General features: G+C 68.9%; 20 protein-coding genes, 1 tRNA gene and 1 pseudogene. 10 read left to right on the plus strand and 12 right to left on the minus strand.

Annotated elements, in window-relative coordinates:
* The first annotated feature begins 60 nt into the window (after positions 1-60).
* The 3 genes from ABZX02_RS14555 (at position 61) to ABZX02_RS14565 (ending at position 3,286) form a co-directional block, all read left to right on the plus strand.
* A complete protein-coding gene (locus ABZX02_RS14555; RefSeq protein WP_355298251.1) occupies positions 61-1,923 on the plus strand; it encodes a glycosyltransferase in 1,863 nt (620 codons plus the stop codon).
* 78 nt (positions 1,924-2,001) lie between these two features.
* On the plus strand, positions 2,002-2,817 hold the full coding sequence (locus ABZX02_RS14560) for a PIG-L family deacetylase (RefSeq protein ID WP_355298253.1): 816 nt from the start codon (positions 2,002-2,004) through the stop codon (positions 2,815-2,817).
* A gap of 70 nt (positions 2,818-2,887) precedes the next feature.
* Entirely contained in the window at positions 2,888-3,286 is a 399-nt protein-coding gene (locus ABZX02_RS14565; RefSeq protein WP_355298255.1) for a hypothetical protein, read from the plus strand.
* Here ABZX02_RS14565 and ABZX02_RS14570 read toward each other — a convergent pair.
* The 8 genes and pseudogenes from ABZX02_RS14570 to ABZX02_RS14605 all read right to left on the minus strand — a co-directional run.
* Entirely contained in the window at positions 3,276-4,088 is an 813-nt protein-coding gene (locus ABZX02_RS14570; RefSeq protein ID WP_355298257.1) for a carbohydrate ABC transporter permease, read from the minus strand. The genes ABZX02_RS14565 and ABZX02_RS14570 overlap by 11 nt on opposite strands.
* The gene (locus ABZX02_RS14575; protein WP_355298258.1) at positions 4,085-4,960 is read right to left on the minus strand and encodes a sugar ABC transporter permease; all 876 of its coding nucleotides are present in this window, start codon (positions 4,958-4,960) and stop codon (positions 4,085-4,087) included. Before ABZX02_RS14575 ends, ABZX02_RS14570 begins: the two co-directional genes overlap by 4 nt.
* On the minus strand, positions 4,957-6,183 hold the full coding sequence (locus ABZX02_RS14580; protein ID WP_355298260.1) for a sugar ABC transporter substrate-binding protein: 1,227 nt from the start codon (positions 6,181-6,183) through the stop codon (positions 4,957-4,959). Before ABZX02_RS14580 ends, ABZX02_RS14575 begins: the two co-directional genes overlap by 4 nt.
* A 100-nt stretch (positions 6,184-6,283) precedes the next feature.
* The gene (locus ABZX02_RS14585) at positions 6,284-7,186 is read right to left on the minus strand and encodes a glycosyltransferase family 2 protein (protein WP_355298262.1); all 903 of its coding nucleotides are present in this window, start codon (positions 7,184-7,186) and stop codon (positions 6,284-6,286) included.
* A 3-nt stretch (positions 7,187-7,189) separates the two neighbouring features.
* Complete coding sequence (locus ABZX02_RS14590; protein WP_355298264.1) at positions 7,190-7,990, minus strand: ABC transporter ATP-binding protein; 801 nt, start codon at positions 7,988-7,990, stop codon at positions 7,190-7,192.
* A 15-nt stretch (positions 7,991-8,005) separates the two neighbouring features.
* A complete protein-coding gene (locus tag ABZX02_RS14595) occupies positions 8,006-8,923 on the minus strand; it encodes an ABC transporter permease (protein ID WP_355298266.1) in 918 nt (305 codons plus the stop codon).
* A gap of 59 nt (positions 8,924-8,982) precedes the next feature.
* Positions 8,983-9,813 carry a class I SAM-dependent methyltransferase gene (locus ABZX02_RS14600; RefSeq protein ID WP_355298268.1) on the minus strand — a complete coding sequence of 277 codons (831 nt, stop codon included), beginning with the start codon at positions 9,811-9,813 and terminating at the stop codon, positions 8,983-8,985.
* 58 nt (positions 9,814-9,871) lie between these two features.
* A pseudogene (locus tag ABZX02_RS14605) lies at positions 9,872-10,303 on the minus strand (bacterial proteasome activator family protein); the annotation flags it as partial.
* Positions 10,304-10,439: 136 nt separating this feature from the next.
* On the opposite strand from ABZX02_RS14605, the gene ABZX02_RS14610 reads away from it, so the two are divergent.
* Positions 10,440-11,639, plus strand: a complete 1,200-nt coding sequence (locus tag ABZX02_RS14610; RefSeq protein WP_355298269.1) for a cysteine desulfurase-like protein — start codon at positions 10,440-10,442, stop codon at positions 11,637-11,639.
* A 22-nt stretch (positions 11,640-11,661) separates the two neighbouring features.
* Positions 11,662-12,297: a class I SAM-dependent methyltransferase gene (locus tag ABZX02_RS14615; RefSeq protein ID WP_355298424.1), complete on the plus strand. Its 636-nt coding sequence runs from the start codon at positions 11,662-11,664 to the stop codon at positions 12,295-12,297.
* Here the strand turns inward: ABZX02_RS14615 and ABZX02_RS14620 are convergent.
* The gene (locus ABZX02_RS14620) at positions 12,281-13,246 is read right to left on the minus strand and encodes an NAD(P)H-quinone oxidoreductase (RefSeq protein ID WP_355298271.1); all 966 of its coding nucleotides are present in this window, start codon (positions 13,244-13,246) and stop codon (positions 12,281-12,283) included. The genes ABZX02_RS14615 and ABZX02_RS14620 overlap by 17 nt on opposite strands.
* Positions 13,247-13,291: 45 nt before the next feature.
* Here ABZX02_RS14620 and ABZX02_RS14625 point away from each other — a divergent pair, with 45 nt between their 5' ends.
* Positions 13,292-13,924, plus strand: coding sequence for a GNAT family N-acetyltransferase (locus ABZX02_RS14625; protein ID WP_355298272.1), 633 nt, complete (start codon positions 13,292-13,294; stop codon positions 13,922-13,924).
* A gap of 78 nt (positions 13,925-14,002) precedes the next feature.
* Positions 14,003-15,514, plus strand: a complete 1,512-nt coding sequence (locus tag ABZX02_RS14630; protein ID WP_355298274.1) for a M28 family metallopeptidase — start codon at positions 14,003-14,005, stop codon at positions 15,512-15,514.
* A 31-nt stretch (positions 15,515-15,545) separates the two neighbouring features.
* Here ABZX02_RS14630 and ABZX02_RS14635 read toward each other — a convergent pair whose 3' ends face one another.
* The 3 genes from ABZX02_RS14635 to ABZX02_RS14645 form a co-directional block, all read right to left on the minus strand.
* Positions 15,546-16,094, minus strand: coding sequence for a hypothetical protein (locus ABZX02_RS14635; RefSeq protein WP_355298276.1), 549 nt, complete (start codon positions 16,092-16,094; stop codon positions 15,546-15,548).
* Positions 16,095-16,109: 15 nt separating this feature from the next.
* Positions 16,110-16,194: transfer RNA gene (locus ABZX02_RS14640), tRNA-Ser, on the minus strand.
* Positions 16,195-16,222: 28 nt separating this feature from the next.
* Positions 16,223-16,654: a MarR family transcriptional regulator gene (locus ABZX02_RS14645; RefSeq protein WP_355298426.1), complete on the minus strand. Its 432-nt coding sequence runs from the start codon at positions 16,652-16,654 to the stop codon at positions 16,223-16,225.
* A 163-nt stretch (positions 16,655-16,817) separates the two neighbouring features.
* On the opposite strand from ABZX02_RS14645, the gene ABZX02_RS14650 reads away from it, so the two are divergent.
* The 3 genes from ABZX02_RS14650 to ABZX02_RS14660 all read left to right on the plus strand — a co-directional run bounded on the left by ABZX02_RS14650 (position 16,818) and on the right by ABZX02_RS14660 (position 20,029).
* The gene (locus ABZX02_RS14650) at positions 16,818-18,533 is read left to right on the plus strand and encodes a 5'-nucleotidase C-terminal domain-containing protein (RefSeq protein WP_355298278.1); all 1,716 of its coding nucleotides are present in this window, start codon (positions 16,818-16,820) and stop codon (positions 18,531-18,533) included.
* A gap of 96 nt (positions 18,534-18,629) precedes the next feature.
* Positions 18,630-19,187, plus strand: coding sequence for a hypothetical protein (locus tag ABZX02_RS14655; RefSeq protein WP_355298279.1), 558 nt, complete (start codon positions 18,630-18,632; stop codon positions 19,185-19,187).
* Between the two features lie 56 nt (positions 19,188-19,243).
* Complete coding sequence (locus ABZX02_RS14660; protein WP_355298281.1) at positions 19,244-20,029, plus strand: hypothetical protein; 786 nt, start codon at positions 19,244-19,246, stop codon at positions 20,027-20,029.
* The last annotated feature ends 64 nt before the right edge of the window (positions 20,030-20,093 follow it).

Here is a 20,093-nt window from a genome sequence, read left to right on the forward strand (position 1 = left end):
ACGCTGTGCACGGGCGGTCCGGATCTTCCGGGCCGCCCGCTCTAGTGAGGGGATAGGTCCGTGGACCAGAACTGCGTGCTGCAACGGGTGATCCTGCCCCGCGACGAGGACCCGTTGGACGTCCGTCCGCTCTACCTGGACGAGCCGGACTCGGTGCACTGCCACGTCGCCTCGCGCCGCAGCACGACGGTTCCCCCGTCGGCGAAGGTCTCCTTCTCCACCTACTTCAACGCGTTCCCCGCGTCCTACTGGAAGCGCTGGACGACCGTCGACGAGGTCGTGCTGCGGATGGCGGTCCGCGGCACCGGCCGGGTCGACGTGTACCGCTCGCGGCCGTCCGGCGACATCATCCACATCGAGGGCCAGTACGTCCGCGAGGCGGGCGAGTGGACCGAGATCGAGTTCACCGTGTCGCTCAAGCCGTTCGAGGACGGCGGCTGGATCTGGTTCGACGTCTTCACCGACGACGCGCCGCTGGAGATCCGCGAGGCGGCCTGGACCGTGCGCGAACCGTTGCCGGTGCAGAAGGTCGCCATCGGCATGACGACCATGCGCCCGGTCGACGCCGTGATCGCGTTGCGCGCGCTCGGCGAGGACAAGGCCGTGCTCGACGTGCTCAGCAACGTGTTCGTCGCCGACCAGGGTGCCGTGAAGGTCCGCGACACCAAGGGTTTCGCGGAAGCGGCGGCGTTGCTCGGCGACAAGCTCCAGGTCATCGAGCAGGACAACCTGGGAGGCTCCGGCGGCTTCACCCGCGGCATGTTCGAGGCGATCGAGAACACCGACGCCGACCAGATCATGCTGATGGACGACGACATCCGCCTGGAGCCGGACGCGGTGCTGCGCTCCAACGCGTTCGCCCGCGCGGCCGCCCAGCCGGTGATCGTCGGCAGCCACATGCTGAACCTGTACTCGCGGGCCCGCCTGCACAGCTTCGCGGAGATCGTCGACCTCAACACGTGCTTCTGGCGCGCGGCGCCGGGCGCGGTCACCGACCACAACTTCGCCACGGACTCGTTGCGCGACACCAAGGAACTGCACCCTCGCATCAACGCCACGTACAACGGCTGGTGGATGTGCCTGTTCCCGCGCGAGGTCGTGCGCCGCAGCGGCTACCCGCTGCCGCTCTTCATCAAGTGGGACGACGCCGAGTACTCGCTGCGCGCGCTGGAGCACGGCTTCCCGACGGTCTCGCTGCCCGGTTCGGCCGTGTGGCACATGCCGTGGACCGACAAGAACGACTCGACGGACTGGCAGGCGTACTTCCACACGCGCAACCGCCTGATCCTCGCCGCCCTGCACAGCCCGTACGACGTGAAGAACGGCATCGTGAAGCACGGCCTGAAGCTCACGCTGCGGCACCTGCTGTCGATGGAGTACTCGACGGTCATGTTGCAGCAGAAGGCGATCGAGGACTTCCTCGCCGGCCCGTCGCACCTCTTCGAGTCGCTGCGCACCGCACTGCCCGAGGTGCGCAGGCTGCGCGCGGAGTACTCGGACGCGCAGACCCTCCCGTCCGCCCGCGAGTTCCCGCCGCCGACCTTCGACCAGGTGCGCGCCGAGGCCCTGCTGCAGCCGTCGCAGTCGAAGATCACCACGGCCAAGCGCGCCGCGAAGTCGTTGCTGCACAACCTCCGCAGCCCCGAGCCCGACGCGGCCGGCCGCCCGCAGATGAACGTGCCGGCGCTCAGCGCCCGCTGGTTCCTGCTCGGCAACCTGGACAGCGCGACCGTCTCCACCGCCGACGGCACCGCCGTGGCGTTCTACAAGCGCGACCCGAAGGAGTTCCGCGAGCTGGCCAAGCGCGCGGCGCGCAACTACCGCCGCCTCGGCCAGGAGTGGGACCAGCTCAAGCGCGTCTACCGCAACGCCCTGCCGGAGCTCACCTCGGCGGAATCGTGGCGGAAGGTGTTCGAGGGCTGAGTCGCCCCTCCTTCTCAAGGCAGGATCCGCCGCCCAGCACGTGAGCGGCGGATCTCGACACGGCCTTGGGAGGGAACCGTGACGACGCTCAGCTTCATCGCGCACCAGGACGACGACCTGCTCTTCATGAACCCGGACATCGCATCGGACGTCTGGGCGGGCAAGGAAACCTGGATCGCCTACCTGACCGCGGGAGACATCCCGCACCGCCCTGGCACCTCGCACGGGGGCATCCAGTACGCCGAGATGCGCATGGACGGCGTAAGGGCCGCCTACGCGCGCACAGCAGGCGTGGCCAACAACTGGCACTACGAGGAAATGACGTTCGGCGGCCACCCGGTCTCCACGAACCGCCTGGCCGGCACCAACGTCCGCATCGTCTACACGTACGTCCACGCCGCAGCGGGCCCGGAGGACAACTTCGGTGACCTCTGGCGCCTGCTCAACGTCCCGGGCTTCCAGGCCCAGCCGATCGACGGCCGTCCCGCCTACACCTACCAGGGCTTCGTGGGCATGATCCGCGGCATCATCGACCGCGTCGCCCCGTCGCTCGTCCGCACGGGCAGCTCGATCGGCCACCGCGAGGGCGACCACATCGACCACACGGCAGCCGCCATCCTGGTGGCCGACGCGAACACCGACGCGCAGGGCCGGACCGCGGTCCTGCGCCAGGAGTACACCGGCTACCGCGTGCTCGCCTTCCCGGAGAACGTCGGCGGGGCGTTGTGCGCGAAGAAGACCGAGATCTGGGAGGCGTACTGGCCGCACGATCCGGAGCTCGACGAGTGGAGCTGGCGGGCCGCGCTGAGCAGGCGGTACGCGCCGGAGGGGCGGCTGTTCCGCCCCGGGGTGCCGTGGATCCCGCCGGGGGACTTCGCGAGCTCGGTAGCCTGACCACTCCGTTCGTCATGGGGAGTGATCAGCTCTGCACGTCCATGAAGTTCCCGAGCTCTACGAGGGCGACGTGGTCGTGGTGTCCAGCCCGGTCGTCTCGACCACCGTCGCCCGCGTCTCGCACCACCACGTCTTCCTCGCCTGGCCGTGGAAGACGAAGGACCCGAGGTCGCAGTTCGCCTGGGACGGCACCGTCGCCTTCTCCCGCTTCGCCGGGAGTTCGGAGTGGCAGAACACGCCGTGGCGCTTCCAGTGCGACCCGTGGAACCTGAAGGCCGGCGACGTGGTCGAGCTGTCCATCCCCGCGACCGACGCCGTCGTCCTCTCGGTCGAGCGGCTCGACCGGCCGAGGGACACGGGCTGGTTGCCCCGGCCGGTCCTGGTGCTGGAGTTCGGAGTGGCGGGGTCCGCCGACGCGGGCTTCGTCGTCTACTGCGACACCGAGGAACCGATCTCCGTCAGCCCTTGATCCCCGTCTCCGCCACCCCGCGCACCAGCCACCGCTGCATCGCCACGAACACGATCACCAGCGGGGTGATGGACACCGCCGCCGCCAGGAACAGCTCGTGCACGTTGATCGACTGAGCCGTCAGGAACGTCGACAACGCCACCTGCACCGTCCACGAGTCCTGGTCCTGCGCGATCACCAACGGCCACAGGAACTGGTTCCACGACGTCACGAACGCGATCACCCCGAGGGCCGCGAAGAACCCGAGGGAGTTCGGCACGACCACGCGCCAGAACGTCCCCCAGTACCCCAGTCCGTCGATCCGCGCGGCCTCCTCCAGTTCCCGGGGAAACCCGAGGAAGTACTGCCGGAACAGAAAAGCGGTGAACCCGCTGAACAGCCCGGGAATCACCAGCCCGCGCAGGTCGGAAACCCACCCCAGAGTCGACACCACGACGAACGTCGGCACGAACGTCACGGCGGCCGGAATCATCAGCGTGGCCACCACGAAGTAGAACACCACCCCCGAATACCGGTAGGGAATCCGCGCCAGCCCATAGCCGGCCAACGAACACAGCAAAAGCTGGCCCACGGTCTGCAACACCGCCACCACCAGCGAGTTCACCATGCTCCGCACCAACGGCACGGCCGGATCGCCGAACAGCTCGCCGAAGTTCTCCCACCGGATCGACGACGGCAGGAACGTCCACGAGGCCGCGCTGATCTCCGACTCCGCCACCAGACCGTTGCGCAGCACGAGGTAGAACGGCAGCAGGAACAACACGGCGAAAACACTCAACGCCAAATACCGCAACGCTTTCATCGCCGCACCAGCCGCCCCTGCAGCAGGGTCACGCCGACGATCAGCAACGTCAGGATCACCGCACCGGCGCTGCCGTGCCCGAAGTCCTGCCCGCCGCTGCCCAGAGCCGTGTAGTACAGGTAGATCAACGGGGGCCGCGCGAACGGCGGATAACCGCGATCGGTGCCGAGCACGTTGTAGAACTCGTCGAAGGCCTGATAAGCGCCGATCAACAGCAACAACAACACCGCGACCGACGTGGTTCGCAATTGCGGCAGCGTCACGAAGCGAAACGCCTGCCATGGCCGTGCGCCGTCCAGAGACGCGGCTTCGTACAGCACAAAAGGAATCCGCTGCAGGCCCGCGATGAAAAGGATCATGTAGAACCCCAGCTGCAACCACAGCCGCAGCGTCACGAGCACGAGCCAGTACCAGGGTGGCGACGTGGAGACCGTCCACGCCACCGGATCCGCGCCGAACCAGCCCAGCACGGTGTTCGCGACGCCGGAGCGCAGGCCGTTGAAGATCGAGAGCTTCCACACCAGCGACGCCACGACGTACGAGCAGGCGGTCGGCAGGAAGAACACCGAGCGGAAGAACGCCTGCATGAAGGTGATCTGGTTGACCAGCAACGCGAGGGCGAGGGCCAGCGCGAACGTTAGCGGCACGATGAACGCCGCGAACACGCTGAACGTGCCCAGGCTGCTCAGGAACGGCCCGTCGGTCAGCATGTCGACGTAGTTGTCCAGCCCCACGAACGACGTCGGCGTCACCGTGTTGCGCGCGTCGAAGAACGACAGCAGCACGCTCCACCCGATCGGCACGTACACGAACACGAGCAAGCCTGCGGCGAACGGGCCCACGAACAGCCAGAACGCGCGTCCGTGCCTCATCCGTACAGGCGCTTCAGCTCGTCGCGCGCCACGCCGGCCGCCCCGCGCAGTTCGGACTCGGCCGGAGCGCCGTCGCGGACCACGCGGGACACGGCGTCGTTGAACGCGGTGCGCATCACCGACGTCCAGTCCGGCGGGTTCGACGCCTTGGCGTTGTCCTGCACGAACTTCACCGCGTCGGCCGCCGCGCCCGTCGTGAGCTTCGAGGCCTTCGCCGCGAGGGAGGTCCGCGGCGGGATGTGGAAGCCGTAGGAGAGGTTGAAGTCCTCCTGGTAGTCGGTCTTCTCGATCCACAGCCAGCGCACGAAGTCCTTCGCCTCGGCGACTCGCGAGGACTTGGCGTTGACCATCGCGCCGAACGCCCCGACCGGCACGCTCGGCCTGCCGCTGCCATCCAACGAGGGAAAGGGCAGCACGGCGAAGTCGTCGCCCAGCGCCTTCTGCACCGCCGGCACCGCCCACAGGCCGGTCCACTGCATCGCCACGAGACCCTGGGTGAACGCGTCCGGCTCCGCCCAGTCCTTCACCGCCCCCAGCAACAGGCTGCCGCTCGTGTAGAGCTCGCGGAGCTTGCCGATCGCCACCGCCGCACGGGGATCGTCGAACCCGACCTGGTGGTCACGCACGTAGTCGAGGCCTGCCGACCACAGCGCCGGACCGCCCAGCACGCCACCGCCGCCGTCGTTGCCCGCGAAAAGGCCCTTGACCGAGCCCGACGTCAGGCGCCTGGCAGCGTCGACCAGCTCATCCACAGTGGACGGTGGCTGCACGCCGGCGGCGGCGAACAGGCTCTTGCGGTAGAACAACATCTGCATGTCCACGGCCTGCGGTACGCCGTAGATCTTGCCGTCGACGGTGTGCGTGGCGAGGATCGACGCGGTGAAGTCGCTCTTCGCGTCACCGAAGACGTCGTCGAGCGGCTCCAGTTGGCCCGCCCGCACCGAGCTGATCTGCGGTGTGGACTCGAAGACGTCCGGCCCGGTGCCGGACAACAGGCTCGTGGCGAGCTTCGAGTCGTAGTCGCCGGGGTTCCACTGCACGTCCACGGGCGTCTTCGCGTAGGCCTTGGCGTAGCGCTCGACGGCCTGCTGCACGCCGGGTTCGCCGTACGCGTGGTACCACTGCTGGAGGTTCGTGCCGTTACCGCGCCCGGTGTTCGATCCGCACGCGGCGAGCAGCGCGCTCGCACCGGCCAGGGACAGGAGTCTGCGTCGGGAGATCACTCATCCCGTCTTACTCCGATCACGCGAAGTGTGCGAGCCGTTACCCGAAGTTGCCACAGGGCGGGATCCGCAGACCCCGCCCCGGCACACGAACGTCAGATCACCTGCGGAAGAAGCGCTCCCGCTGCCCGAGGCGCACGAGCTTGACCCACTCGACGAACGCCTTCGGGTCCCGCTTCACGGCGAGGAAGTACAGCCCGAACCGGAAGACCTCCAGCGCGCCCAGCTTGCGCATGCCCGGCTGCGACAGCAGGTACCCGCGGTTGCGGTACGTGTAGTAGCGCTTGATCGGGTTCTCCGGGTCCTGGGCGTGGAACTTGCCGCCCAGCATCGGCTTGAACTCGTCCGAGCCGTCCGGGTGCACGTACGCGACCCGCAGCGACGTGCCGAACGGCAGGCCCGAGCGCACCATCCGGCGGTGGATCTCCACCTCGTCGCCGCGGAAGAACAGCCGGTAGTCCGGCACACCGACGACGTCGAGCGTGGACGCGCGGAACAGCGCGCCGTTGAACAGCGACGCGATGCCCGGCAGGAAGTCCGTGCCGAGCTCGGCCGCCGACCGCTTCCAGGTCAGGCCGCGCCGCAACGGGAACGCGAGCTTGTCCGGGCTGTCGATGTTCGTGACGACGGGGGAGATCTCGGCGAGCTTGCGCCGTTCCGCCTCCTCCAGCAGCACGGCCAGCACGTTCTCGTCGGCCGGGCGGCCGTCGTCGTCGGCGAGCCACACCCAGTCCGCGCCCAGCGAGAGCGCGTGCAGGATGCCCAGCGCGAAGCCGCCGGCGCCGCCGAGGTTGCGGTGCGACGGCAGGTAGGTCGTGGGGAGCGGGCACTGCTCGACGAGGTCGCCCACCGGCTGGTCGGGACCGTTGTCGACGACGACCAGGTGGTCGGGCACGCGCGTCTGGGTCGCCAGGGCCTTCAGCGACTCGGCCAGCAGGTCCCTGCGGTGGCGGGTGACCACCACGGCCACCACGGAGCCCTTGGGCAGTGCCTCGAGGTTCACGGTCTACTCGCCACCATTTCCGCTGAGAACGGGGGTCTCCTCGTGCTGCTGGTGCCGCTCGAACGGGTCGAAACCCTTGTACGCGGTCAGCACCTCGCGCAGGCCACCGAACATCTTGACGTGACCCTCGTCCATCCAGATCGCCTTGTCGCAGAACTCCGCGAGAAATTCGTCGGAGTGGTTCGCGAACACCAGCAGACCGGACCGGGCGACCAGGTCCTTGAGACGGTCGCGGGCCTTGGCCATGAACGCCGCGTCGACCGCGCCGATGCCCTCGTCGAGCAGCAGGATCTCCGGGTTGATCGACGTGACCACGCCGAGGGCCAACCGGACGCGCATGCCCGTCGAGTACGTGCGCAGCGGCATCTGCAGGTAGTCACCGAGCTCGGTGAACTGCGCGATGTCGTCGACGCGGGTTTCCATCTGCTTGCGGCTCATGCCGAGGAACAGGCCCCGGATCATGATGTTCTCGTACCCGGAGATCTCCGGGTCCATGCCGACGCCGAGGTCGAAGACCGGCGCCACCTTGCCGATGATGCGCGAGTGGCCGCGGGTGGGCTCGTAGATGCCCGCCAGCAGGCGCAGCAGCGTCGACTTGCCGGCGCCGTTGTGGCCGACCAGGCCGACGCGGTCGCCGTCCTTGAGCGACAGCGTGATGTCGTGCAGCGCCTCGATGATCGGGACGCGGCCCTCGGACTCGATCTTGCCGCCGACCTTGCCGAGGGCGAGCTTCTTCAACGACCTCGACTTGGCGTCGAAGATCGGGAAGTCGACCGATGCGTTCCAGACGTCGATGCTGACCATGGGTGTCGACCTCCTCTAGACCCAGTAGGAAACGCGGGCGCGGTAGTTGCGCAGGATCACCAGCGCGGCGAGCCAGCCGACGACGGTGAAGCCGCCGACGATCGCCCAGTGGTGCCAGTCGATGGCGTGACCGATGAGCGGGGCCCGGACGATCTCGACGAAGTGGTACACGGGGTTGAGCTCGGCGATGAGCATGCGCCAGTCGTTGTCGGACCCGCTACCGGTGACCTTCTGCAGCACCCCGGTGTCCCAGACGATCGGCGTCATGAAGAAGACCAGGTTGATGAAGCTGTTCACGACCGGCGGGATGTCGCGGAAGCGCGTGCTGATGACGCCGAAAAGCAGGGCGATCCACACGGCGTTGACCGCCAGCAGCACGAAGCCGGGGATCGCGAGGACCATGGTCCAGCTCAGGCCGGGGTGCTCGATGCCGCCCTTGGTGATCGTGTACGGGTGGTTGAGCGCCGTGAAGAAGATGGCCAGGACCAGCGCGTAGACCACGAGGTTGTGCGCCAGGAACAGCACCTGGCGCCACACCATGCGCATCACGTGCACGGTGATCGGCGCGGGCAGGTGCTTGATGAGCCCCTCGTTCGCGATGAAGACGTCCGTGCCCTCGGTGATGCAGCCGAGGATGAAGTTCCAGACGATGAAGCCGACTGTCACATAAGGGAGGAAAGTCGGGACGTTCGTGGTGAACAGCACGGAGTACAGCAGGCCGAGCGCCAGCGCCGTGGTACCCATCGAGATGGTGATCCACAACGGGCCGATGACCGACCGGCGGTAGCGCTGCTTGATGTCCTGCCAGCCGAGGTGGCCCCACAGCTCCCGGTGGTCCCACGCCTCCCGGACGTCCGCGAACGCGCGTTTGAAGCTGCGCGACTTGACGGCAGGGGGCGCCTCAGCTTGGTCGAGCGTACTGGTGGCTTGCACGAGGACTGAGCGTACCGGCGACCGGTGAGGGGCATGCTCACCGGTCGGTCACGGTGCGGTCAGACCTTGATCACTTTGACGATGACCTGTTCGTGGTCGTAGGTGTACCCGAGGTAGTCGAACTCCACCCCGTGCGCCGCCACGTGCTCGAGCCACGCCTTGTGCTCGTGCTCCTGCCACTGCGGGTAGTTGAAGTACTCGTCGAAGACGATGATGCTGCCCTCGACCAGACGCGGTCCGACCAGGTCGAGAACGGTCTTGGTGGACGAGTACAGGTCGCAGTCGACGTGCAGGAACGTGACGGGGCCCTCGTGCTCGGCGAGGAACTTCGGCAGCGTCTCGTCGAACCAGCCGGCGACTAGCTCGGCACCCGGCACGTCCGGCAGGCCGTCCATCGTGAACGTGCCGGCGGGGAAGCCGTTGCGCCAGTTCTCCGGCAGGCCCTCGAACGAGTCGAAGCCGTACACCTCGGCACCCTCGCGGGCGTTCGCGATGATCTTCAGCGTGCCGCCGGTGTAGACGCCGAACTCCAGCGCCATGCCGCCCTCCGGCGCCTCGGCCAGGGCGAACTCGAGCGTCTCGTGCGGGGAGCCGAAGTGCGGGACGCGCGGCATGTTCTTGTGCACGAACTGCGCGCTCTGCAGCGCGGCCTCGCGGTCGGCGGCGAACACGATGTCGCGCCGGGCCCGCACCTCGTGGCCCACCGTGTGGTCGACGATGCGGTTCGCCTGCTGGGCGACCTCGTCGCGCAACCCGTCCAGCTGGGCCTGGATGCGGGCGATCTGCTCCTGCTGCGGCTTCAGGGCGTCCTGGATGAGTTCGATGGCTTTGACACGAAGCTTGTGACGAAGCTGCTTGGCCTGCAGGCCATTGCGGACTCGGTCGAGCACGGTGGCTCCTCTCCAGAACGGTCAGCGCGCATCGTAGAGCCAACCCCGCGTGCCTTAGCTAGAGGTACTGACCCGTCCCTTTGCCTGTTGTTCCGCCTTCGTTACCTTCGGCGCTGCCGCCTGCGGGCAGCGCACGGCCGCGCATCTGCTCCAACTGGGCGCGTGCGGCCATCTGCTGGGCGAACAGCGCGGTCTGGATGCCGTGGAAGAGGCCCTCGAGCCAGCCCACGAGCTGGGCCTGCGCGATCCGCAGCTCGGCGTCGGAGGGCGTGCCCTCCTCCGTGAACGGCAGCGACAGCCGCTCGAGCTCCTCGCGCAGCTCCGGCGCGAGCCCGTCCTCGAGCTCCTCGATGGACCGCTTGTGGATCTCCTTGAGGCGGTTGCGGCTGGCCTCGTCCAGGGGAGCCGCCCGCACCTCCTCCAGCAGCTGCTTGATCATCGTGCCGATCCGCATGACCTTGGCCGGCTGTTCGACCATGTCGGCGATGTCGCCGTCCTGGCCGCCGACGATTACGACGGGCTGCTCCTGGTTCATGGTCTCCATCCTCGCGTCTTTCCGGTTTTCGAAACCAACGGGGGTGGGGCTGGTCGTTGCAGTGTTTGCCCGCATACGTACGGTGTTACTCATGGCGTTCGACGTCGCACGGGTACGAGGGCTCTTCCCCGCGCTCGGCGACGGCTGGGTACACCTCGACGCACCCGCCGGCATGCAGGTGCCCGAACAGGTCGCCACCGCCGTCTCCACCGCGCTGCGCGCGCCGGTCTCCGGACCCGGCGGCATCTTCCCCGCGTCCCAGCGGGCCCAGGGCATCGTGGACGCCGCCCGCCGCGCCGTCGCGGACCTCGTCGGCGGCGACCCCGCGGGCGTCGTGCTCGGTCCCTCCTCCGCCGTGCTGCTGCAACGCCTCGCCGACGCCATGACCGACGACTGGTTCATGGGCGACGAGGTCCTGGTCTCCCGGCTGGACCACCCGGCGAACATCGCGCCGTGGCTGCGGGCGACCCAGCGCACCGGCAGCGCGGTCAAGTGGGCGGAGATCGACATCGAGACCTGCGAGCTGCCGAGCTGGCAGTTCGACGAGCTCGTCACCGACCGCACGAAGCTGATCGCCATCACGGCGGCGTCCGGCGTGGTCGGCACCCGCCCGGACCTGGGCAAGATCTCCGCCGTGGCCCGCGCGCACGGGTCGCTGATGGTCGTCGACGCGTCGTCCGCGGCGCCGTTCGTGCCGCTCGACATCGTTGGCATGGGTGCCGACGTCGTCGCGCTCTCCGCCGGTCAGTGGGGCGGCCCGCCGGTCGGCGCGCTGGTGTTCCGCGACCCGTCGGTGCTGGAGCGGCTGCCGTCGGTCTCGGTCGACCCGATGGCGCGCGGCCCGGAACGCCTCGAACTCGGCCCGCACGCGTATCCGATGCTCGCCGGGCTCGTTGCGTCGGTCGAGTACCTCGCGGACCTCGACGACGCGGCCTCGGGGACTCGGCGCGAGCGGCTGCTCACGTCGCTGGGTTCCGTGAAGGCCTACCAGGCCGGGCTGCTCGCTAACCTGATCAACGAACTGCGTTCGCTGCGGCACGTGATGGTGATCGGCGACGCCATGCGGCGGGTGCCCGCGCTGGCGTTCTCGGTCGCCGGGGTCAAGGCGGAGGACGGCGTCGAACACCTCGCGTCGCGGGGCGTCTGCGCGTTCGCCGATCCCGGCCAGCACGGCGTGTTCTCGGTGCTGGGCGTCGGCGAGATCGGCGGTGCCATCCGCATCGGGCTCGCGCACTACACGAACGCGGTCGAGATGGACGACCTGGTGCGGGCGGTGGCCGAACTGGGCTGAGAGGAGATCATCGTTGGACGACGTGCTGGCTCGCGAGCTGGCTGATCTCTCTGCCCTGCAACGCATCGGTTCGTTGAACACGGAGTACCTGCCGCGGCTGTCCGGCGATCTCCGGCCCGCGTCGCTCGTCGCGGTGATGGACGAGGTCGTGCTCGGCGCGCGGACCGTGCTCGTGGAACTGGGCTGCGGGTCCACCTCGGTCCTGCTCGCGCGTTTGTTGCAGCAGCGCGGTTTCGGGCACCTGCTGTCGATCGGGCACGACGAGCGGATGACGGCTTTCGTCGCCTCGCAGGTACGTCGTGAGGGGCTGGGATCCGTCGCCCGCGTCGTGCACGCGCCGTTGTCGAGGCATCCGGCGGCGTTGTCGCGGCACGGCCAGTGGTACGAACCGCAGCAGGTGCACGACGAGGTGCTCGGCTACGTCGAGAGGTTCGGCCTGGTGGACCTGCTGCTCGTGGACGGACCGGGCGTCGGCGACTCCCGCTACCCGGCGCTGCCCGTGCTGAGCGCGGTGCTGGCGCCGGGGGCGACCGTGCTGGCCGACGACGCCGACCGGCCGGACGAGCAGGCGGTGCTGACGCGGTGGTCCGAGGAGTTCGGGCTGGAGTTCCGCACGGCTCCCCGGACCTCGCTCGCGACGACTAGCGCTCTCGCTTGAGCAGGACCTTGCCGAAGACGTTGCTCGACTCGAGCAGCCGGTGCGCCTCGGCGGCGTTCGACATCGGCACGACCTCGCCGACGATCGGCGCCACCGCACCGCTCTCGACCAGCGGCCACAGGTGTTCGCGCACCTGCGCCACGATCGCGCCCTTGCCCTCGACGCTGCGGCCGCGCAGACCCGTCGCCATCACCGACGCGCGCTTGGCGAGGAGCTTGCCGATCGGCAGCTCGCCCTTCACGCCGCCCTGCATGCCGATGATCATCAACCGGCCGTCCGGCGCGAGGACGTCGATGTTGCGCGGGAGGTAGGAGGCGCCCATGTTGTCGAGCACGACGTCCGCGCTCTTGACCTCGGCGACGAAGTCCTGCGTCTTGTAGTTGACGGTGATGTCGGCGCCGAGTTCCGCACACCGGCGCAGCCGTTCGTCGGAGCCCGCGGTGACCGCGACGGTCGCGCCGAGCGCCTTGGCGACCTGGATGGCGTGCGTGCCGATGCCGCCCGCGCCGCCGTGCACGAGGAACGTCTCGCCGAGCTTGAGCCTGCCGTCCATCACGACGTTCGACCAGACCGTGCACGCGACCTCGGGCAGCGAGGCGGCCGTGACGACGTCGACGCCGCTGGGCACCGGCAGCACCTGCTGCGCCGGCACGACGACCTTCTCCGCGTAGCCGCCGCCCGCCAGCAGCGCGCACACCTCGTCGCCGACCTGCCAGTCCGTGACGCCCTCGCCGAGCGCCGTGATCGTGCCGGAGCACTCCAGCCCGATGATCTCCGACGCGCCCTTCGGCGGCGGGTACAGGCCCTGCCGCTGCAACAGGTCCGCGCGGTTGACCGCGCTCGCGGCGATGTCGATCAGCACCTCGCCCCTGCCCGGCGCAGGGTCGTCGACCTCGGTCCACTCGAGCACCTCGGGACCGCCGGGTTCGCGCACTGTGATGGCATGCATACAGTCGACCGTAATACCGTTCGACAGGTCCGGCACCATCGGATCATGGACGCCTGGCCCCTGCGACACCTGGTTCTGCGCACTCCGCGGCTGGAGCTGCGCCCGGACGACGACGCCGGCCTGCTCGAGCTCGTCGAGGTGGCGAAGGCGGGCGTGCACGACCCGGACGAGATGCCGTTCAACGTTCCGTGGACCGACGGCCTGGCCGAGGACCACGGGCGCGGGATGCTCCAGCACTTCTGGGGCGTGCGCGCCCGGCTGATGCCGGCCGACTGGGCGATCTGCTTCCTCGTGCGGCACGAGGGCGAGGTCATCGGGACGCAGGAGCTGAACGCGCAGAACTTCGGTGTGCTGCGCGAGGTGACCTCCGGCTCGTGGCTCGGCAGGCGGTTCCACGGCAAGGGGTTCGGCACGGAGATGCGTGTCGCGGTGCTGCAGTTCGCGTTCGACCACCTGGGCGCGCAGGTCGCTCGTTCGGCGGCTTGGCAGGGCAACCGCGCGTCCAACCGCGTGAGCGAGAAGCTCGGCTACGCGCACGACGGCACGACGGCCGCCGCACCGCGCGGACAACGCCTTGAGCACGTGCGACTGCGTCTGGACGCCGCCGATTTCGTGCGTCCGGGGTGGGACGTCGAGGTCGAGGGACTAGCGGAGTGTGTTCACCTGATCACGACCTGAACTCCCGCCGACCGACGGATTGTGTCCTGGGTCTCCCTTTTGTGAGGGTTCAGCAATCTCGAACGAAGGGGAACGTTCATGTCCGGCAGATCCAAGCTGGCGGCTGTGCTCGCCATCTCGGCACTAGTCGCTGCCCCTACCGCCACGGCGTCCGCCGCCGCTGAGCCGGCAGGTCCCGCACTCGCCAAGAAGCTCGCGAAGAAGGTGACCGTCGAGGGTGTCAACCGGCACCTCATCGCGTTCCAGCGCATCGCCGACCGCAACGGCGGCAACCGTGCGGCCCTGACGCCCGGCTACAACGCGAGCGTCGACTACGTCGCGGGCAAGCTGCGCGACGAGGGCTTCATCGTCACCACCCCGACCTTCACCTACGACATCGAGGTCAACGACGCCGAGTCGGCCACCGTCGGCGGCACGACCTACCAGGCGCTGATCCTGCAGGAGTCGCCGCAGACCCCGGTCGGCGGCGTGACCGGCCCGCTGCGCGTCGTCCCCGAGGACGCCACCACGGGCTGCGAGGCCACCGACTTCGCGGGCCAGGACTTCACCGGCTCCGTCGCCCTGATCCGCCGCGGCGGCTGCACGTTCGAGCAGAAGCACCTCAACGCGTTCGCCGCGGGCGCCACCGCCGTCCTGATCGCGAACAACGTCGCGGGCCCGCTCACGAACGTGACGCTGACCAACCCCGGCAAGATCCCGACCGGCGGCGTCTCGCAGGCCGACGGCACCACCCTCGCGACCAAGGCGGGCCAGTCGATCACCGTCGACATGCGCTCGCACACCGAGGCGCGCACCGAGCGCAACGTCATCGCCGAGACCCGCACCGGCCGCAAGAACAACGTCGTCATGGCCGGCGCGCACCTCGACAGCGTCGAACTGGGCGCGGGCATCAACGACAACGGCACCGGCTCCGCCGCACTGCTCGAGACGGCCCTGCAGCTCGGCTCCCGCCCGAAGGTCGACAACGCGGTCCGCTTCGCCTGGTGGGGCGCGGAAGAGCGCGGCCTGATCGGCTCCGAGGAGTGGGTCCGTTCGCTGACGTTCGAACAGCAGCTGGACATCGCCCTGTACCTGAACTTCGACATGGTCGGTTCCCCGAACGCCGCGTACTTCATCTACGACGGCGACGACTCCGACGCGGTCGGCGCGGGCCCCGGCCCGTTCGGCTCGGCCCAGATCGAGAAGGCCTTCGCGGACTACTTCGCCGCCAAGGGCATCCCGACCGAGGGCACGGACTTCTCGGGCCGCTCCGACTACGGCGAGTTCATCGCGCAGGGCATCCCGGCTGGCGGCCTCTTCACCGGCGCCGAAGGCGTCAAGACCGCAGCCCAGGCAGCGAAGTGGGGCGGCACCGCAGGCGTCGCCTACGACCCCTGCTACCACTCGAAGTGCGACAACCTCGGCAACGTCGACCGAGTGGCCCTCGGCCGCAACGCCGGCGCGATCGCCTTCGTGACCGCGGCCTACGGCGTGTCCACTGAGGACGTCAACGGCGTGCCGCCGCGTGCGAAGCGCGCCGAGGCCCGCGCAGCCGCCACGCTGTCCAAGACGGCCGCGCACGACGACCACACGCACGCAGTCGCGTCGTAGGGTTTTTATTGGGTGAACGGCGGCGGTGCCTCTACGGCGCCGCCGCCGTTTTCAGTTCTTCGCGCGCTTCTTTGAGGAATGCGGTCTTCGGCGCCTTCAGGTGGTCCCACAGCGAGCCTTCCGCAGGCTGCTGCCAGATGACGTGGTCGAGCGCCTTGACGTAGTCGCGCGCCAGTTCGTGCAGCTTGGACGCGAACAGCACGTGGATCATCCGTTCGCAGACCCACAGCTCGTCCAGCACGTCGAGCGCTGCGGTCTTCCACGTCTCGCTGTCGTCGCGGTCCTCGGCCGTGCGTTCGGCTTTCTGGGCGGCCTTGATGAACTCGCGCAGCAGCTCCAGCTGCTCGACGCGCCGCGCCTCCGACCGTTCGGTCGCCTGTTTGCGCTGGTCGTTGCGTTCGGTGCGGCGTTGGACGGTCGTCTGGACGAGGAACGACAGACCGCCGCCGAACAGCACTCCGACCAGGGACAGGATGGCGGGCCACAGCTGGGCGGGGCTGCGTCGAATGCTTTCCGCCGGTGATGGGGCACTAGCCCCCAAAGACACCTGGAGCGAGAACCGGTTGGCGCTTTCCGCCAACCACGTTCCCCCGAGCGGAAGCGGAGGGATTTGAACCCCCGGACGGTTGCCCGTCTCCCGCTTTCAAGGCGGGTGCATTCGGCCGCTCTGCCACGCTTCCTCGACGCCGGCAGCGTCGAAGCCAAAGCCTAGCCGTTCGTCTCCCGCAGGTGTGTCATGACCCGGTCGAACACCTTGGCCAGCACCTCACCCTCCTCGGGCGTCAGCAGGTCCACGATGTGCGCCCGCACGCCACGCAGGTGCGTCGGAGCGGCGGCGACCAGCTGTGCCATCCCCGCCGGGGTCAGCTCTGCCAGCACGCCGCGGCCGTCCTCGGTGCACTCGCGGCGCGACACCAGGCCGGCCTTCTCCATGCGGGCGACCTGGTGCGAGACGCGCGACTTCGACGACGCCACGTCCTCGGCGAGCTGGGTCATGCGCATGCGCTGGTTCGGCTGCTCGGACAGGCGCACGAGGATCTCGTAGTCCGCCAGTGACACTCCGTGTGTGTCCTGCAGCTCTCGGTGCAGGCGGTCCATGAGCATGGAGGAACCGTTCACGTAGGTGCGCCACGCACGCATCTCGCCCTCGTCGAGCCAGTGCGGCTCCTGCTCACTTGATGTCACGAGAACAAGACTAAGCCTGACGATGACGATCGAGACGTTTCTCTGGAAAACGCGGCGTCCAGGAGGCAGACTCCTCCGCCGTACACGCGCGTTAACCAAGCCTTGAAAGGCTCCATCCATGAGTTCGTTCAGACGGCTTTCCGTTCTGGCGATCACCGCCGCCGCGGCCACTGTCATCAGCGCTACCGGGCCTGCCCAGGCAGATGTCCAGTCACTGCGCGGTCGGGGCACGGTTGACGTGCGCCTGATCGGCATCAACGACCTCCACGGCAACATCGAGCCGCCCACCGGGTCGTCCGGACGCGTCATCCAGCCCGACGGCACGACCGTCGACGCCGGTGGCGCCGCCTTCAACGCCACGCACATCAAGAACCTCCAGAAGGAGGTCAAGAACTCCGTCATCGTCGGCCAGGGCGACCTGATCGGGGCCAGCCCCATCGTGTCGGCGCTGTTCCACGACGAGCCGACGATCGAGGTGCTCAACAAGGTCGGCATGGACACGACCGCGGCGGGCAACCACGAGTTCGACGAGGGCTACCGCGAGCTGCTGCGCATCCAGCACGGCGGGTGCCACCCGACGGACGGCTGCCAGTTCAGCGACAAGTACAAGGGCGCGAACTTCCCGATCCTCGGGGCCAACGTCACGCTCGCCAAGTCCGGGCTCCCGGCACTGCCGCCGTTCTGGGTGGAGATCCGGGACGGGATGCCGATCGGCTTCATCGGCATGCCGCTCAAGGACGTGCCGATCCTGGTCGACCCCAACGGCATCAAGGACCTCAAGTTCGGTGACGAGGTGAAGGCGGCCAACAAGTACGCCAACATCCTCGACGCCATCGGCGTGAAGTCGATCGTGCTGCTCGTGCACCAGGGCGACCAGGTCACGTCGTCCGGTGGCGGCCCCAACGCGTGCAACGTCGCCGCCAACAACCCCGGCAGCTACATCGCGACCAACGTCAGCCCGAAGATCGACGCGGTCTTCTCCGGCCACAGCCACCAGCACTACAACTGCGTGGTCAAGGACCCGGCCGGCAACCCGCGCCCGTTCATCGAGGGCCTGGCCTTCGGTCGTGAGCTCAGCGTCGTCGACCTGAAGATCGACCGCCGGACGCGCGACGTCATCCGCAGCGAGACCAAGGCCGACAACAAGATCGTCACCCGCACGGTCACGCCGGACCCGCAGATCCAGGCGATCATCGACCTCGCCAAGACCAAGGCCGCCCCGATCGCCAACCGCGAGATCGGCACGATCGCCGCGGACATCGTGCGCGCGCAGAACCCCGCCGGCGAGTCGGCTCTCGGCAACCTGATCGCCGACTCGCAGCTGGAGCAGACCAAGGCCAACGGCGCGGTCATCGCCTTCATGAACCCCGGCGGTGTGCGCACGGACCTCACCTACGCCAGCTCGCCCGCGGGCGAGGGCGACGGTGTGGTGACCTTCGGCGAGATGGCCGCGGTCCAGCCGTTCGGCAACATCCTGCAGACGGTCACGCTGACCGGCACGCAGATCAAGACCGCACTGGAGCAGCAGTTCACCGCTGCCCGCACGATCGTGCTGCAGCCCTCGTCCACCTTCACGTACAGCTGGTCGGCCTCCGCGCCGTTCGGCTCGAGGGTGTCCGACATGAAGATCAGCGGTGTTGCCGTCGACCCGAACGCGAGCTACCGCGTGACGATCAACAGCTTCCTGCAGGGCGGCGGTGACGCCTTCCCGGAGTTCACCAACGGCACCAACATCACCGGTGGTGGCATCGACCTGGACGCTTTCGAGGCGTACCTCAAGGCGCACCCGAACCAGGCGCCCCCGGCGCTGAACCGCATCACGCGGGTGTCGTAGGCCGCACGTGATCTGAAGGCCGTCCCGGCGACGCGAGTCGCCGGGACGGCCTTTTTCGTGTGCCCCGTTGCTCCATTTGATCTAGGGTGAGGGCCGATGTCGTGGTTGCGTCGGTTCCTGCTGCTCGCCGGTCTGGTGACCGGTGCCTGGTTGCTGGGCACCGCGAGCGAGGCGCACGCCGACGTCCGGGTCGAGATCGACCAGCTGAAGATCGAGGTCGAGCTCCCCGTCGTGGACATCGGGCTCGAGGTCGAGACCGCGCCACCACCGCACCGGCAGCCCGTTCCGCCGAAGCCGCAACCGCGCGTCGAACCGCCTGAGGCCGTTCCCGCGGTGACGCCACCGGCCGCCCCGAAGACCGAGGCGCCCGTGCTCGCCGAGTCGCCACCCGAGCACCGGCCCGCAGCGCCTGAGCCACCGGCCGCCACGGCGCCCGTGCAGGAACCCGAGCCGTCGCGACCGCAGGCCGAGCAGCCGGTCCCCGGCACGCTCCCGCAGAGCGGCGCGGGTTCGGGCACGAGCACCCAGCTCCCGGTGGGCACGCTGCCGCACGTGCCGCGTCCGCCCGCCACCACAGCGTCTGAAGTCAGCACCGACCAGCAGGACGTGCCGCACAACGTGCGCGCGGAGGAGCCGACGTTCTCGCCTGACTGACCCCGGAGTGCACGCGAACGCACCAAGGGATCCGTCACTTTCCAGGGAGAACAGTCATGCGCAAGAACATCAACCGCACCATGTCCGCCGCTCTGCTCACCGGTGGCCTGATGGTCGCCACCGCCGGCTGGGCGCAGGCGATCCCGGTCCCGCTGAACGTCGACGACGAGGTCCGCGTCGGCAACCTCGTCAGCGTGCCGGTCAAGGTCTGCGGCAACGCGATCAACGTGCTCGGCCACAGCGACGCCACCTGCGAGGAGAAGCCCGCCGAGCGCCTGCAGGCCGACAAGGCCCTCGTCTCCGCGCCCGTCACGGTCTGCGGCAACTCGGTCGGCGTCGCGGGCGGCGGCACGGGCAGCTGCGGCGACACCAAGCCGGAGCAGGCCAACGGCACCGTCGAGGCCCCCGTGACCGTCTGCGGCACGGCCGCGGGCGTGCTCGGCACGGCGAGCGGCGACTGCGGCAAGACCGAGGACCCGGAGCAGCCCGGCGAGAACCCCGGTGAGAACCCCGGCGAGAACCCCGGTGGTCAGCCGGGCGAGAACCCGGGCGAGAACCCCGGTGAGAACCCGGGCAACGGCAACCCGGGCACCGAGGACCCCGGCAACGGCAACCCCGGCGGCGGCAACAACGGCGACAACTCCGGCTCCGGCAACACCGGCGACGACTCGGGCGCGGGCACCCCGCAGACCGGCGACAAGGCCTCGCAGCGCGCCTCGGCCGTCATCCCGAACCTGTCGCGGACCGGCGCCGACCCGCTCGAGTTCCTGCTCGCGGGCCTCGGCCTGATGACCGCGGGTGTGATGGCCCGCCGCGGCGCGCGCCGCACCACGAAGGCCTGATCAACAAATAGTCTGATCGTTTTCAACAATCGCCCGGCGAGAGATTCTCTCGCCGGGCGATTGC

Origin of the sequence: Lentzea sp. NPDC003310, from assembly GCF_040610935.1 — a bacterium.
Classification (GTDB): domain Bacteria; phylum Actinomycetota; class Actinomycetes; order Mycobacteriales; family Pseudonocardiaceae; genus Lentzea.